Origin of the sequence: Alistipes communis (assembly GCF_006542665.1) — a bacterium.
GTDB lineage: Bacteria > Bacteroidota > Bacteroidia > Bacteroidales > Rikenellaceae > Alistipes > Alistipes communis.
In genome coordinates, this window is record NZ_AP019735.1 from 2,231,598 (window position 1) to 2,248,172 (window position 16,575).

8 protein-coding genes are annotated in these 16,575 nt (G+C 56.5%); all 8 read right to left on the minus strand.

What is annotated here, in order from left to right; genetic code table 11:
* Positions 1-25: 25 nt before the first annotated feature.
* Positions 26-1,780 carry a RagB/SusD family nutrient uptake outer membrane protein gene (locus FMF02_RS09075; protein WP_141412912.1) on the minus strand — a complete coding sequence of 585 codons (1,755 nt, stop codon included), beginning with the start codon at positions 1,778-1,780 and terminating at the stop codon, positions 26-28.
* Between the two features lie 19 nt (positions 1,781-1,799).
* Entirely contained in the window at positions 1,800-5,252 is a 3,453-nt protein-coding gene (locus FMF02_RS09080; protein WP_141412913.1) for a TonB-dependent receptor, read from the minus strand.
* Positions 5,253-5,526: 274 nt separating this feature from the next.
* Complete coding sequence (locus FMF02_RS09085) at positions 5,527-6,510, minus strand: FecR family protein (protein WP_019130076.1); 984 nt, start codon at positions 6,508-6,510, stop codon at positions 5,527-5,529.
* Between the two features lie 134 nt (positions 6,511-6,644).
* Positions 6,645-7,202, minus strand: a complete 558-nt coding sequence (locus FMF02_RS09090; protein ID WP_019130075.1) for an RNA polymerase sigma-70 factor — start codon at positions 7,200-7,202, stop codon at positions 6,645-6,647.
* 211 nt (positions 7,203-7,413) lie between these two features.
* Positions 7,414-8,976, minus strand: coding sequence for a BACON domain-containing protein (locus FMF02_RS09095; RefSeq protein WP_019130074.1), 1,563 nt, complete (start codon positions 8,974-8,976; stop codon positions 7,414-7,416).
* A gap of 27 nt (positions 8,977-9,003) precedes the next feature.
* Positions 9,004-10,800: a RagB/SusD family nutrient uptake outer membrane protein gene (locus FMF02_RS09100; RefSeq protein WP_141412914.1), complete on the minus strand. Its 1,797-nt coding sequence runs from the start codon at positions 10,798-10,800 to the stop codon at positions 9,004-9,006.
* A gap of 18 nt (positions 10,801-10,818) precedes the next feature.
* Positions 10,819-14,097 (minus strand): SusC/RagA family TonB-linked outer membrane protein, encoded by a 3,279-nt coding sequence (locus tag FMF02_RS09105; protein WP_162852314.1) that lies wholly within the window; start codon positions 14,095-14,097, stop codon positions 10,819-10,821.
* Between the two features lie 38 nt (positions 14,098-14,135).
* A complete protein-coding gene (locus FMF02_RS09110; RefSeq protein ID WP_141412915.1) occupies positions 14,136-16,097 on the minus strand; it encodes a calcineurin-like phosphoesterase C-terminal domain-containing protein in 1,962 nt (653 codons plus the stop codon).
* Positions 16,098-16,575: the final 478 nt, after the last annotated feature.

The following is a 16,575-nucleotide window of genomic DNA, read 5'->3' on the forward strand; positions in this document are numbered from 1 at the left end:
TTGATTTTATCGGGTTGCGAAAGCGTCAGTCGAAATCGGTGCTGTCGGTCCATCCGGGATTCTGGGTCAGCAGTCCGCCCGTCAGTACGCGCTGGTCGGCCGGAATGGGCCACAGGTAGTCGCGTTCCTCGTTCCAAGTGTATTTCAGCGTACTCCACGCCACCACGTAACCGCGGTTTTCCGCCATGTCGGAGAGAATGATGTCCGATCCGATGCGCAGTACCGTCAATCCGTCGGCCGGACTGCTGGTCTGCTTGTCGACATAGAGTTCGAGGTCGTTCCTGCCGTCGCCGTCCATGTCGTAGAGTCCCGGTCCGGAGAAATAGATTCCGTAGTAGGGGTTGGTTTCGTTGACCAGTTGCGCACCCTCTTTCCAGCGGAACATGTCCCACATGCGCAGCCCTTCCATCACGAGTTCGATCGTGCGCTCCCGACGGATTTCGAGGATGACTCCCGTGTTTTCGCTTTTGGTGACATTGGGATAGCAGGCCAGGAGGAAGGGATCGGGATTGGCGTTGGCAGCGGCCATGTCGAGCCCCTTCATGCCGGCCCGGTCGCGGATTCTGTCGATCGAAATGAGCAGGTCGTCTTTCGTCAGCGTTCCCAGTTCGGCTTTGGCTTCGGCGTAGTTGAGATAGACCTCCGCCGTACGGAACAACGGCCAGTCGGAGGTGCCTTTCGACGCTCCGCTGTGGGCTGCCGTCGAGACGAACTTGATAGGTTCGTATCCTGTCATCGCCGTCATGTCGTTCGCCGTGACCGACTCCTCGCCTTTGGCGATGTAGCCCGGACAGAGTACGGTCTGTGCCATACGGGGGTCGCGTCCGGCGGTCTCTTCGGTGTAGGACATCGTTTCGTGTCCCTCTTTTTCGGTGAAGCGCGAACCGTCGGCCATGAGGTAATGGTTCATGAAACGGCGCGTGAAACCTGCTGCGGAGTTGCGGATGTTGAACTGCACGTTGTGGGAGAGATTCAGTCCTTCGAAGTTGTAGATGCGGGCCAGAATGACCTCTTCCTGTTTGGCGTCGTCGCTGCAAAAGAGATCCCGATAGGGTTCCGTTCCCTCCTTGTAGAGCGAGTAGCCGCTTTCGGAGATGAAGGTCGATGCGGCGTCGGCGGCCAGTTGCAGATACTTGTCGGCATCGGGCAGATTCCGGTATTTGCGCCACGTGCCTTCGTAGAGGGCGATACGCGATTTGAGAGCCAGGGCCGACCAACGGGTTACGCGGGCGACATCCTTTTCGCGAGGCAGCATTTCGATTGCGTTTTTGAGGTCGTTCATCACGTGATCCATGATGATGCCGCGATCTTCGCGGGGCTTTTTCAGCAACTCCTCCTCTTCGGAGCCGATGACCTGCTCGTACCAGGGTACGTCGCCGTAGCGGAGTACCTTCTCGTAGTAGAAATAGGCGCGGAAGAAGTAGGCCACGCCGTCGTACTTGGTGCGGACGGCTTCGTCGGTGCAGTTATGCGAATTCGCCAGATAGTAGTTGATTTTGCGCAGGGCGGTCCAGGTCCAACCTTTTTCGTTGGAGGCCATACGGGTTCCCGATATTACGTCGCCCATGCTCTTGTCGACCATATCGTCGGCATTGAGGCCGGCGGCGTTGTCGGGTGATTCGAGCATCGTATAGAACTGGTTGGTCCACAGCCGCAGATCGGTTTCCGTCTTGAAGAAGGTCTGCGGAGTGACCGTATCTTCGGGAATAAGGGTCAGGTCGCAGCTGGAACATGCGGCGCCCAGCAGGATCGTTGCCAATATTTTTTGCAGTGTTTTCATCTGTCGTTTTCTTTATGCGTTAGAAGCTGATGTCGACGCCTATGGAAAGCGTTTTGGGATAGGCGTATCCTGTTCCGGAGTTGGCCTTGTTCGTACCGCTCGATCCGGCCAGCTCGGGATCGATGGTCTTGTTGTGTTTTTTCAGCGGCGACCAATAGCAGAGGTTTTCACCCGAAAAATAGATGCGGGCGCGGCTGATACCGATTTTGCGAGTGAGATTCTCGGGTACGGTATAGCCGATCGTGAGATTTTTCAGACGCAGATAGGCGAGATTTTGAAGATAGCGGTCGTTTTTCTCGCCCAACGCACCGCCGGAGTAGGCATTGTAGCCGCGCGGACGGGGGAAGTAGGCATTGCGATTATCCTCCGACCAGCAGTTCGAATAAAAGTCCTTGTGGATGAACGAAGTGGGCGGAAAGGCATAGGGGCCCCAGAAGTCGAAGGAGGCTTGGTTGGCAGCCGGATACCAGTCGCGACGTCCGATGCCCTGGAAGAAGGCCGATATGTCGAATCCCATCCAGTTGAAACCCAGCCGGAACGAGTAGTTGTAACGGGGTAGCGAGTTGCCGATGATGCGTTTGTCGCCCGGATCGTCCACGGTGCCCGAACCTTCGGAGATGATGTTGTTGCCGTCGAGGTCGGCGAAACGGACATCGCCCGCGCGCAGACGGTTGCCGGCAGGCCCTTTGTTCTGATAGACGCGGTTATTGACCGCCTTGTCGTCGATCAAGGCCTGGTATTCGGCGGCTTCGCGGTCGGTTTTGAACAGACCTTCGACGTGGTATCCCCAGATTTCGCCCAGCGTTTGACCTTCGTAGCGGTCGGAGATCACCCGATCAGGATTGTGGTATTTGGTGATTTTGGTAATGTAGTCACCCACGGAAGCCGATACGTAGTACGAGAAGGGTTTCCCCGCCAGTTGGAATTCGTCTTGCCAACTCAGCGAGATCTCCCAGCCCTTTGTGCGCAGGTCGGCGCAGTTGGCTTTCGGGGTATTGGCGCCGAAGACGCTGGGCAGCGTGAGCGAAGTGGTGAGCATGTCCTTCGTATCGCGGATATAATAGTCTCCGGTGAAATTGAGACGATTGTTCAGAAGGCCTACGTCGAGTCCGACGTCGTAGGTGGTTACGGTTTCCCACGTCAGACCCGACGAGAGCGGATCCGTGACGTTGGCATAAAAGGCTTTTTCCTGTCCGTCGAAGGTATAGTTCATCTGATTGTCGGTGCTGATCTGCTCGATGTAGGCATAGTCGGATACCTGCTGATTGCCCAGACTGCCTACCGAAAGACGCAATTTGAGGTTGTCGACGATGTCCCGTGCCGGGGTGAAGAACGACTCCTCGCTGATGCGCCATGCGGCCGACGCAGAGGGGAAGAAGCCCCAGCGATGGTCGGACTCGAAGCGCGACGAACCGTCGCCGCGGGCGCTCGCCTCGAAAATGTAGCGGCCCTTGTAGTCGTAATTCACTCGTCCGAAGAATCCCAGCGTACGGTAGGCCGTGATCGATTGCGAGAGGGTGATGGGGCCCGTCGCTACCGTGAAGGAGTCGATGTCGTCGCTCGACAGGTCGGTCTGTTTTGCGTCGAGCGAGGTTGAGCGGTAGTCTTCGTATTGGCCTCCGGCTGTGATTTTCAGATTGTGGCCGCCCCACGAATTCTCGTAAGTTCCGTAGATGTTGACGTTATGTCCTTTGTAGGTTTGGTGTATCTCGCGGTAGGAATTTTCGACCGATCCCGACGTGAACGTCTCCACGACGCCCTGCTGGCGCGAATATTCGAACGTGTTGTTGCGGTATTTGAAGAGATTGTCCCGCTGACGGTAGTCGTAGACCGCTGTGAGGACGAGTTTTTTGAAGAGCGTGACGTCGAACTGGTTCGAGAAGGTGAGGTAGCGTTTCTCGCGCGTGTTTTTCGAACGGTCGGCGGTCATCTGTCCTCCGCGGCCGGCTCCGATCGGGGAGTTCTTGCCCAGTTGGTTGACGTATTGTACGATCGTGCCGTCGGGGTTGTAGGGAAGGAATGCGGCGCAGATGTTCGATTGCAGGGCGTTGATCGTGCCTTCGTAGTCCTGATGGCCACCGTACTTGTAGTCCGTGGTGTCGAAGCTGGTGTTGTTCGAGTATTTCAGCCACGGAGCTATCCGAGCCGATACCTTGGTGCGGAAGGCATAGTCGTTGAACTTGTCCTTGTTGATGTTGAACATGCCGTACTGTTGGTAGAAACGGCCGCTTGCGTAGTAGGATACTTTGTCCGTACTGCCCGAGAGCGAGAGGTTGTGTTCCTGCTGCGACCGCACGCGGTTGTAGAAATAGCCGTACCAGTCGAAGTTGCCGTAGTAATAGTACTTGCCGTCGTTGCCGACTTCGACCCATGGACGATCGGGGTGCGGCGTACGGTCGTTGCGACGCTCGTAGAGTTTTTGCAGACCGCCGTTCTCTTCGGTGTAGCGGAAAATGTCCATCGTGCCGTCCGACGAGTCGTTCATGAACTGGTTGACGATACGCACGTGGTCGTAACCCGTATCGATAAAATCGGTCGAAGTGGTATTCTTGGCCCAGCCGAAGCGCCCGTTGTAGGTGACATGGGCCCGTTGGCCTTTCTTGCCCGCTTTGGTCGTGATGAGCACTACGCCGGCCGAAGCCTTGGCGCCGTAGATGGCGCATGACGAGGCGTCTTTGAGCACGGATACGGATTCGATGTCGTTGGGGTTGATCTGACTGAGACTCACCTCCACGCCGTCGGCCAGTACGAGCGGCGAACCGCTATTGAGGGAAATCGAACCGCGGATATTGATCGAATAGGAGGATTCGGGCGATCCGGTTCCGAAGGTGATGTTCACGGAAGGGTCGGCGCCTTGCAGCGCGTTGGCTGCCGAAACGACCGGACGGGCATTGAGGTCTTTGCCGCTGATAGTCGCCACGGCTCCGGACAGGTTGGCTCTGCGCTGTGTACCGTAGCCGACGACTACGACTTCGTCCATCAGGTTGTCAGACTCTTTCAGGACGATGTTGAGCGGAAGATTCCCCCCCCCTTGCTCGATTGTTGCGGTTTGTGTGATGTAACCCAGATAGGAGATGTTGAGTTGGGCGGGAAAGGTCACCTCCGTCAATTCGAAAGTCCCGTCGGCTCCGGTCAGTGTGCCTTTTTGGGATCCTTCGATCGTGACCGTCGCAGCGATAATCGGCTGTCCTTTGGTGTCGGTCACTCGGCCGTATACGGAGTCGTCCGGGGCGGTCGGCGTTTCGGCCATGGGCGCGGATTGCCGCTTGGTGACGATGATGCGGTTTCCGTTGATCGTGCAATTGACTTCCTGCCCCGCGAATACCTGATCGAGAATTTCGCGGATGGTGGCGTTTTGGGCCGAAATGGATATGCGTTTGTTCAGATCTACCTCGTCCGAACTGACGAGAATGGAGTAGTTTTCGGTACGGTTCAGCGAGGTCACTGCCTCCTGAACGGTTACGTTCTTCAATTCGAGATTGATTCTCTTTGTTTGAGCAAAACCCGTGGCAGGGCTGAGCAACAAACAGAGAATAACTACATAGAGGAAATTCGTGGAGCGAAATCCTCGACGATTGCAGTCTTTTCCCATGATTAGGCTGGTTTAAGGTTCAAATTTAAGGCAGGGATGCCGGGGTCGGCGGCATCCGGACGAATAACGGAAAAGGATCAGGAAAAAGCGGAAGGTAGTGATAGTCAGTTTTCCATAGGCGTTAGGTTTGGGTTGTCGGCAGGATTCGGGTTTGTCATTTCAACGAAAGGTAGACGACTCCGTCGCGACGGGAAATCTTCATCTTGCGGTCGGAATTGATCGCCGAGAGAATTTGATCCAGCGTTTCGTTATTGGTGAAATAGGCGAAATAACGTGTCTGAGCGAGCGCCTCGTCGAGAATGACGATGCGGGTGCCGAACAGTCGTTCGAGGTCTAACGCGATGTCATGCATACGCAGATTGAAGAAGTGGATGGCCCTGTTGTCCGCGAACGATTTGAAATGTTCGGGTTGGAACGTCGAGAGGTTGATGTCGTTCGAGACGCGGTCGTAGAGTACGAGATCGCCCGGCTCCATCCGCAATTGCTGTTTGCGGGTATCGGTGTCGATGTCGAACTGGACCGCCCCGTCGACCAGCAACAGCTCGATGCAGTCGGTGTTCGTATAGGACTTGAAGTTGAATTTGGTGCCCAGAACGCGAATGCCGACGTCGCCCGAACGAATGATGAAGGGTTTGTGGGGATCTTTCGCCACATCGGCGAAGATTTCGCCGTCGACGAAGATGCGACGCTCCTTGCCGGTAAAGGCCGACGGATAGGTAATGCGGCTGCCGGAGTTGAGGTGCAAGTGCGTGCCGTCGGGAAGGGTCAGAGAGGCGATTTCTCCGTAGGGTACCTGTTTCTCGAACCACTCTACTTCCGGCTGACGGGTGGCGTAGAGCAGGCAGACTGCGCACAAGAGCGGAACGATGAGGATTGCGGCGATTCGTTGGCTCCATGCGGCGATACGCGAGCGGCAGGCGGTCGTGTTTCGTGCTTCTGCGGTAATGCCGAGCCGGCTGGCGACCTGTTGGAAGGCGGCTCTGGCTGCCGCTTCGTCGTCGACGTGCAGCTTGTCGAAAAGCTCTTCCAGTTGTGCTTCGGCATCCGGATTGTATCCGTTCTCGGCGAGCCACATTTGCACTTCGAGCTGTTCTTGTGCGGAGAGTTTGTTTTCGAAATATTCGTTTAGTTTGGTCATGACCCTTTTCCCTTGTTATTCGCCGGACGCGTGCCTCTTCCGGACGTCCTGCTATAATAAGAACAACCGAACGCTCCCGATTGCGTAATCGGAATGGCGAAAAAAATGGAAAAACGAAGGAAGGAGGGGGAGAATCAGCAGATGGAGTTGTGAAGATCTTTCAGAGCCAGTTCGATGTGTTTGTCGACGCTGCGCACCGAGAGACCCAGCCGTTCGGCGATCTCGCGGTTGGAGAGATGTTCGCAGCGGCTCATGCGGAAGATCAATTGCCGTTGGGGCGGCATTTTTGAGATGTTCTGGATGAGCAGCTCGTTCAGTTCGGCATAGTTGTATTGCTCTTCGATCGAATAGCCTCGATCTTCGATATCGCGGTCGTTGAGCTGGGGCAGCAGGGAGAGCATGGTCGTACGCTTGGCCTTGAAAATGTTGAATATTTCATGTTTGGCCAATACGAATAGGTAGTTTTTGAGCGATTGCGTACTGTCGAGCTTTTCGCGGTGAATCCAAAGTTTCATGAAGATATTCTGGGCGATATCCTCGGCCATGTGGTTATCTTTGAGCATACCGTGTATGAAACGCAACAAGGTGGGGTAGTAGCGTACGAAGAGTTGCTCGTAGGCTCCTTTGTCGCCCTTTTTGACTGCGGAGATCAGGGAGCTGTCGCTTTGCTGTCTACCAAAGGTGAATTTCATGAAGTCCTGTGTTTTTTCGCTCGGCCTTGATACGACTCGCTATTCAAAGATAGAAAGTTTTTTAGTGATAGAAAAATATTTCCGGAGATAAAATTGCGAAGGTGCTTCTCCGGCACCTCTCGGAGTGCGGGAACAATGGAAAAGCAGCGGCCGCCGACGCTGCTCGTGCAGGTCGACGGCCGTCTGCCGTGAAGAGAGAGTTGACCGGAGTTTATTCGGCCTTGGTGATCTTGATGTTGTCCAGGAACCAGCGATTCGCTGTTTTAGCAGGCCATTGCGTTTGCTTGATGGTGATTTTCGTATTCTTGTCGATCGTGATGCCCGCCAGATCGATCTCAGCCTTGATCCATTCGAGCTTATGACCGCTTTCCCAGCCGTGGGTGGGAATTTCGAATTGCTGTTGGTTGCTGCCGTTCTGCACGATAACGATCAGATTGACCGGATCGATCTTGCCGCTACCTTGTCGCATCGGACACCAGTCGAACGAGAAGGTTGTCTTTTCCCCTTCGGGAACGCCTTCGATATTCGACAAAACGATACCGGCCTGATAAGCGGTTTTGCCGAATTTGAGATAGTTCTTCTGAAGATAGATACATTCGTCTTCGTCCTTGCTTGGATCCCATACGCGCAGGAACTCGTACCCTTTGGCTTCGAGCGCCTGCAAAGTCGATACTCCGTCAACTATCGAGGTCGGAAGCTGCGGACAGTAGGCATCGAGGTCGTCTTTCTCCACCGTTTGACCGGCCTGTTTGCCCTTATTGTCGCCTGCGATAGCCCAGGGTTCGAGCCATTCGAAATCTTCGGTCCAGTAGACGGTTTCGACTGCGCCCTTGTCCACGATCGTAGTCACTATGATCCGGTGTACGGGCTCGGCCAGACCGGCGTAGTAACCCGATACGGTGATATTGTGGCCGTTCAGTTTGGCCAGACCCATCTCTTCGGGAATATCCAGGGCACTCACCGAATACTTGGCGTCGTCGGCGACGGAGACGGTGCTGCCATTGAAGAAGCCGGTCACGGTGACGTAGCTGCGTTCGGCCGAGGTGTAGGTGTCGATCTGTTCGGTGAGGTCCGTCGGGGTGGGGTAGGTCACCGTCGCGCCGGACGACAGGACTTCGACCTTGTCGCCCTCCCTGTTCGGATCGTCGGATTTTTCCGCGCAGGAGATGATCGGAAGTTTGGCGCCGTCGCTCGACTTGGTGCCCCAGACGCAGACTTTGTCGCCCACTGCCACCTTCTCGGTGTCTTCGACGAAAATGGCTCCCGACTGCTGGTCGTCGCTGATGATGAATCCCTTGTTCGTCACGGCCATTACGAGCGCCGAAGGAATCTTCACGGCGGCCTCGTCGTCCAGTGCGATCACGTCGCCGATCTTCTGATATTCGGGAATGTCGCGGAATTTGTTGCCGACCTGCGAGACGAGCACCTCGGCACGGCTGGCGAGCGTCCGTCCCTTGAAAACGAGTTTCGCTTTGCGGGGATTGTCCATTGCGCCGTCGCGCATGTTCTCGGAGACCGAAACCGTGACGTCCATGACGCCGGTTCCTTCGGTGGGGGTGACGGTCACCCAATCGGGGATCTCCGTCACCCAGTCGGCGTCGGCGTAGACCGTGATGATCTTCTCCGACGTGTCCTGTGCCTCGAACGTCAGCGAACTGACACTGGCCAGCACCGCATCCGAGAGTCTCTTGTCGTCATCGTCGTCGCAGCTCCACAGCGTGCCTGCGGATGCCGCCAGCAGCGAGGCTGCACAAAAATATTTCAGGAATTTCATAGTTTTGCGTTTTTGGTGATTATCGTCTTAGAAACCGAGACCGTCGTTCCAGCCGGGGTTCTGCGTGAGGTTCTTGTTGAGCGAACGTTCGCCGCTGGGGATCGGATAGAGATAGTCCCTTCCCTCGTTGAATTTGGTACGCTCGACATCCTTATGGAAGGCCATGTATCCCTTGGTGTCCTCCGAAAGGAAGATATCCGTGCCCAGTTCGTAGACATAGACGCCTTCGTCGGCCGAGGGTTTGGCCGACCCTTTGGCGTAAAGTATCAGGTCGGCCTTGCCGTCGCCCGTAAGGTCGTACTCGCCCGGGCCGGGGAAATACATGCCGGTGATCGCCTGATCGATGCAGGTACCGGCCTTCCAGCGGACGAGATCTTCGAAACGATGTCCCTCTTGCAGCAGCTCGATCGTACGCTCGCGGCGGATTTCGAGAATCACGCCCTTGTTGGCTCCCGTCACGTTGGGATAGCCGTACTCGGCCGAGGAGAGATACCAGTCGGGGTTGCTGTTGGCTTTGGCCATGTCGAGGTCGGGCATGCCCGCGCGGCTTCTGAGCTTATTGATGGAGATCGTGAGGTCGTCCTGCGTGAGCGTGCCCAGTTCGGCCTTGGCTTCGGCATAGATCAACAGCACTTCGCCGAAGCGGTAGACGGGCATATCGCAGTCCGAAGAGTCCACACGGTCGTTGTTGTTGCTGTTGGACGTGGGGTCCTGTACGAACTTGACGGGCTGGTAGCCGGTGACGGTGACGTCGAACATGGGCCCTTCGACTTTGGTCTGTCCGATTCGCGTATAGCCCGGAGTGCGGATGCTCTGCGCCAGACGCGGGTCGCGGCCGTCCGTCTCTTCGATGAACTGCATCTCCTGCCAGCCGGGTTTGTCGGTGAAGGCCGTGCCGTTGTCCATCAGATAGGTATTGATGAACTTGCGGGTGAGGCCCGGCCGTCCCTGCGTCGGCAGCAGCGTATAGGCCGATGCGTTGTGGCGCGCGCCGATCGCGTAGTCGAACTTGATAGCCAGAATGTACTCTTCGGGACTGGCGTCCTTCTGGGCGAAGAGCGTCAGGTAGTCCTTTTCGGGGTGTCCGGTCTGATAGAGCTTGTAGGGGCCCTTTTCGATGATTTCGAGGGCGGCCTTGGCAGCCAGATCGAGGTAGTAGTTCGCATCGTGGCCGTCGAGGTTGAGGTTGTGGTATTTGCGGTAGGTTCCCTCGTAGAGGCAGAACTGCGCTTTGAGCGCCAGTGCCGCCCACTTGTTGACGTGGTACGGGTCGGCAGCCGATTCGGTCAGGCCGCCGCTGTTGATGGCGTAGTCGATGTCTTCGAGCATCTTGGTCAGGATCAGTTCGCGCGAGTCGCGGGGCTTGTAGAGCAACTCGTCGGCTGAACCGAGCTGGATGTCGTACCAGGGTACGTCGCCGAAACGCTTTACCTTTTCGAAATAGAAAAAGGCGCGGAAGAAGCGCGTCACGGCGGTGTACTTGGTGACGGCCTCCTTGTCTTCGCACATGTCGGCGTATTCCAACAAGGTATTCATGCGGCGCAGATCCGTCCACGACCATCCTCCGCCCGATTCGGGCACGGTGCGATGACTGCCGCCGAAGAGAATGGCGGAGAGGGTGTTCTGGACGAGCAGATCGCTCTGTTCGTCGAAGGGTTCCTTGTCCAGCAGGTTGTTGTAGAACGGGTTGGAGAACAGTTCGAGATCATTGGCGGTCTTGAAGTAGTCGAACTGCGTGACGCGGTCTTTAGGCTCCAGATCGAGTACGTCGCAGGCCGACAATCCTACGGTCAGCGTAAGGGCCAATATGATTAATCGTTTCATTGTATTCGAAATTTAGAATTAGAAAGTGACATCGATGCCGAACATGAAGGTCTTGGGCCACGGATAGTAGACGCGGTTGAACTCGGCATGGCTCGAACGGTTGATAGCTGCTTCCGGGTCGACGTATTTGGTGTTCTTTTTGAGCGGCGACCAGTAGGCGAGATTCTCGCCCGAGAAGTAGACGCGGATCTGGTCGATGCCGGCCTTTTTCGTGAGGCTCACGGGGATGGTGTAGCCCACGGTCAGGTTTTTCAGGCGCAGGTAACGGATGTTTTGCAGATAGTGGTCGTTGACCTTGGCCAGATAACCGCCCGTTGCGGAGTAGGCGCGCGGACGCGGGAAATAGGCGTCGGGATTGTCTTCCGACCATACCTTGCCGTGGAAATCGATCGGCATAAAGGAGAGGTAGGAGGCGGAGTAGCAGCCCCAGAAGTTCATCGTCTGTCCGTTGGGGTACCAATAGTGGTTGCCCGTACCCTGGAAGAAGACCGAAGCGTCGAAGCCCATCCAGCGGATGCTGGCGTTAATGCCGTAGGAGAATGTCGGACGCGAGTTGCCCAGGATCTTGCGGTCGCCCGGATTGTCGACGGTGTCGCCGCCGATGCCCCAAATGCCGTCGCCGTCCAGATCGACGAATTTCAGGTCGCCGGCCAGCCAGCCTCCGGTCAGTCGGCCGCTGCTGTAACTCAGGTCGACCTCCTTGGCGTAGGCTTTGGCCTCCTCGTCGGTCTTGAAGAATCCGTCGGTGACGAAGCCCCAGATTTCGCCGATCTCCATGCCCTCGTAATAGTCCTTGGCGAACGAACGTTCGGGGTTGTCGTATTTGGTGATGACGCTCTTGTAGTCGCTGATGTTGAATCCGATGCTGTACTCGAACGGTTTGCCGGCCAACTGGAACTGGTCGCGCCAGTTGACGGTGAGCTCGTATCCTTTGGTGCGCAGGTCGGCGGAGTTCATGTTAGGCGAATCGGCTCCGTAGACGCCGGGCAGTGCGATACCTTCGGTCAGCATGTCTTTCGTGTCGCGGAGGTAGACGTCAGCCGTCAGGTTGAACCGGTTGCCCAGCATCGATACGTCGAGACCCAGGTCCCACTGCTGTGCGGTCTCCCACGTCAGGTCGGAAGCCACCGGCGCGCCCAGCGAGGAGTATTTGCCCACGCTGCCGTCGCCGAAGGTGAAGCTGGCGAAATCGTGGTTCGTAATCAGTCGCAGGTAAGTGTAGTAAACTTGACTACCGTTATTCGTTATGATCTGGTTGCCCAGCGAACCGAACGAGGCACGCAGTTTGAGGTTGTCGACCACGTTCTTCGCACGGCCGAAGAAGGGCTCTTCCGAGATGCGCCAACCCACCGATGCCGAGGGGAACCAGCCCCAGCGACTGTTCTTTTCGAAACGCGACGTTCCGTCGTAACGGCCGCTCACTTCGACGAGATAGCGGCCCTTATAGTCGTAGTTGATACGGCCGAAGAAGCCCAGCAAGGCGTATTCGTTCTGGCCGCCGCCGTAGGCGTCTTCGGAACCGACCTTGGTGGCGAGATTCAGGTCGTCCAGATCCACGGAGGAGAGTTGCTCGGCCCCGACGGAGATGTTCTTGCTGGCCCATGTCTCGTAGTTCATGCCGAACGTTCCCGAGAGGTGATGCACGCCGCCGAAAGTTTCGTCGTAGTTGGCGAAGACGTTGGTCGAGTAGTAGTTGCGTGTATTGACCTCTTCGTCGAGCCGGTTCAGGCCGGCGCCGGTGTTGTATTCCAGCATGGGGCCGTCGGGATATTCACGATAAGAGAGCGGCGAACTTCTGCTCGTGTTGCGTTCCTGATAGAGGCGGTAGGTGAAGTCGGCCGTAATGCTCAGTGTCTTGAAAGGTGTGATGACCAATCGGGAAGTGTTCGAGAAGTCGCTCCGGCGATCGACGTTGCGGTGCGTGCCCTCGTTGAGCATGATATGGCGGCCGTTGGCGACCTTGTAGTTCTGATAGGGCGAACTGTAAAGCCACGACCCGTCGGGGTTTTGCATCGGATAGCAGGCCAGCGCGTGGACGGAGCCGTAGCGGAGCGTATTGTCGATGCCGCTGTCGCCCTGCGAGTTGTAGTTCGAGCTGAAGAACGACGTATTGTTCGAGAACGTCGCCCACTTGTTGATCCGGAAATCGATCTTCGAACGCAGGTTGTACTTGTTGTAGATGTCGGGGAAAGCCCGTTGCATACCGGCCTGACGGTCGTAGGCGCCCGAAACGAGGTACTTGATGTCTTTCGTTCCGCCGCTCAGCGAGACGCTGTGTTGCTGAACGGGGCGCTTCTCGCGGAAAAGCATGTCCCACCAGTCGTAGTTACCGTAATAGACCCACTGCTTGCGGCCGTTGCGCACATCTTCGACGACCCACGGGCGGTCGGGATGCTCGGTTTTGTCGTTCACGCGTGCCAGCAACTGCTGCATGTCGTGGTCGGTGTAGTTGATGTACTTGGCGCCGCCGTTCTCGACCTGCCAGAAGCGGTTGACTTCGTAAACCGACCAGTAGCCGCGGTTTTCGTAATCGGTCGAGGTCGTAGCTTCCTCCCAGCCGAAGCGGCCGCTGTAACGCACGGTCGCCTTGCCGTCCTTGGCCGACCCCGACTTGGTCGTCACGAGGATGACGCCGAATGCGGCGCGGGCGCCGTAGACGGCGGCGGCCGATGCGTCCTTGATGACCGAAATCGACTCGACGTCGTTGGGGTTGACGCGGTTCAGGTCGCCCACGACTCCGTCGATCAGCACGAGCGGGTCGGCCGAGTTGACCGAGTTCACGCCGCGGATGTTGATCGAGGGCGTGCTGCCGGGTTTACCCGACGACGTGGTGATGTTCAGGCCCGCTACGGAACCCTGCAACATGTTGGTCACCGAATGGGTGACGCGGTTTTCGAGTTCCTTGCTGCTCACCGTCGAGACGGCGCCCGTCAGGTTGACGCGCTTCTGCGTACCGTAACCGATGACGACTGCCTCTTCGAGCTGGATGGCGTCCTCCTGGAGGTAGATCGTGACTTCGCTCTTCGACGAGGGCACCGTCACTTTCTGGGGGATGTAGCCCAGATAGGTGGCGTTCAGGACGACTTCGCCGGCGGGAATGTCGAGCGTGAAGCTGCCGTTTTCGGAGGTCGTAGTACCCCGGGTCGTTCCGTCGACCAGAACGGCTACTCCCACGATCGGCTGTTGCTGGGCATCGAGGACTTTTCCCGATACCGTTCTATTCTGGGCGGCCAGGGCCAGGATACCTCCCGACACGGTCAGAACCAGAGACAGAACCGATAGTCTGAATACTTTCATAAGAAGTAAGGTTTGGTTAGTGAAAGGTTAGTTATGTATCATCTGAGTTTGTAGGCATCCGTCGAGAAGGCTTTCGGGCGCTGCATCTCCTCGGTCCACGTGTGCCCGAATTCGTCCTTGACGGTGATCGTCAGGTCGACGTCGGCGTCGTCGGCCTTCACCTTGAAGAAGTTGGTGGCCGATTCCGTGACGAACGAGGGCGTGGAGGTGATGCCGGAATTGTTGAAGCGCGGCACGGAGAGCGCTGCGATATGGAGCGGATCGTATGCCCATACCGGCGTGTATTCGAGCGTCTTGCCCCGCTCGTCGACGACGCTCAGCTCCCAGTTGCTGTTCCAGTTCCATATCTTGATGAGCACTTCGTTGTCCGAGTTTTCGGGGTAGGCGTTGACGTATTTCTTGTAGGCGAGCTGGATCAGTACGTTCGAGGGAATGTTGGGGACGTCGTCCATCGAGAACGATACGTTGTTGAGGTCGTAGCTGCGGAACTGGTACTCCTCGGGCCAGCCGGTGGATTTGTAGAGCCATGCGAAATCGGTTCCGTCTATATCCCAGATCGCGTAGCCGCCCGGGGCGCCGTCGATGCTGACGTGGACGCCGGGAGTCAGGTTGCCCGACCACCACCACGATGCGCAGATCGCGCCGGAGTTGTGTTCGTGGATATCGCGTCCCTTCACCACGTCGTCGTCGGGGGTGATGTTGTAGACCTTGTGCGTGTGTCCCGTCACGAAATGGACTTCGTAGCCGTCCAGCGCCGCGAGCAGCGCCTCGGTGTTGGCCGAGTCGTGGTCGAAGGCGAAGCCCGTGCTCGTGGGCTTGTATATTTGCGCATGCATGGCCACGATCAGAGGCGTCGACTTGTCGACGTACGCCAGATCCTTGGCGAGCCACTTCAATTGTTCGTTGGAGAGCTTCTTGACGTAGTTGCGCGAGTCGGTTCCGTCGTATGCGCTGCAATCGATATTGTCCATGACGACGTAGTGCACCTGACCGATGTTGAACGAGTAGAAGGTCGGGCCGATGCAGTCCACGTACTTGACGGCCGCGTCGTAGTCGGACGTGGTCATGAAGTCGTTGTCGTGGTTGCCCATGGTGTGGTAGATTTGCAGGTTCTTGACCTGGCGGTTGATCGTCTCCCGGTACTGGGGCAGCGCATAGTTGTTTTTGTACCAGTAGAGGTCCCACGTCATGTCGCCCAGCGTGAGGGCGTACATCTTCTGGCCGCTGTGCTGGGCCATGTAGGCGTTCAGATCGGTGGTGAACTGGGTGAATTGGGCGGCGTCGTTGGTGCGGTTGGCCAGGTGCATGTCGCCCAGCAGGAAGAGCTTGTAGCGATCCTGTCCGTCGACCTTCGTGAGTTTGAAGTCCTTCTGTTCCACGACGTCGGCTGCTCCTTTCAGCGTTTGGTAGAACTGCGGGAACACGCCCTCCGCCGCTACTTCGTAGCCGCTGGGGACGGAGATGAAGACATAGCCCCACTTCTTGGCCGATTTGAGTTCGTAGATGCCCTTGTCGTCGGTGACGGTCACTTCGGTGCCGTCGGATACCACGACGTTCGCGACGGGACCTTCCTCCGAAGATACCAGACCGAAGACCGTGGTGCCGGCGCTCGGTTCAAAGTCGATCTTGTCGACGATGTTGATGTAGATTTTGCCGATCGATTTCTTGCGTGCGTCCCGTTTGAGGTAGGCTGTGTAGGAACCGGATTCGCACTCGTCGGCTAAGCGGACGGTAAAACTCTCAGAAGATGTTCTGAGGATGGGGCAGAGGTAGGAAATTCCCCCCCCCTCCAAGAGGAACGAATCGGTAGTCAGCGGGGATTTCCCCTCCTTTACCGTGAAGGTCAGTTCTCCGCCTTTGGCGACGTCGACCGTTGCAGGCAGTTCGAACCGCACGTCGAAGTCGTCCGTCGGGGCGTCGTCGGTGTTCGAGTCGCCGCAGGCGATCAGGAACGGGACGATGGCGAAGATCCATACTAAGTACTTGATCGTGTCTTTCATTTTGAAACTTAGTTTTTCGGTTGATGGATGATTACATGGAATATTAGCGGTTAATTATTCTGATAATTAGTATTTTGCTCGATATTATCTGTCTTTTCTGTTTTGGTTTCGTATTGAAACTGTTTTACGAAATTAAAATTATTTGTTTGAAAAAACAAATTTGCGGGATATTTTTAGTATTTATTATTTTTTAATATCTCGTTCGCGGATTCCCGAGCCGTTCGGAAATGCAGAATATGGCAGGGGATGATTGTCGGTTAGCCGATTATGCGGCGACTGTGCGGAGGCCGGCAGGGAAGGGGGAGGGGGAACGATATTAAAAGATTTAAGTACGACTCCCTTTTCGGGGCCTGATCCGGTGGAAACGGCGCTCCGGTATGGTTGCCGGTGCTTTTTCATCTCCTGTCGATTCGATCGGATTCGGATTCGAATCGAAAGCCGCAGACGGGGATTCGGCCTGTTTCTGCGATGTCGCCGG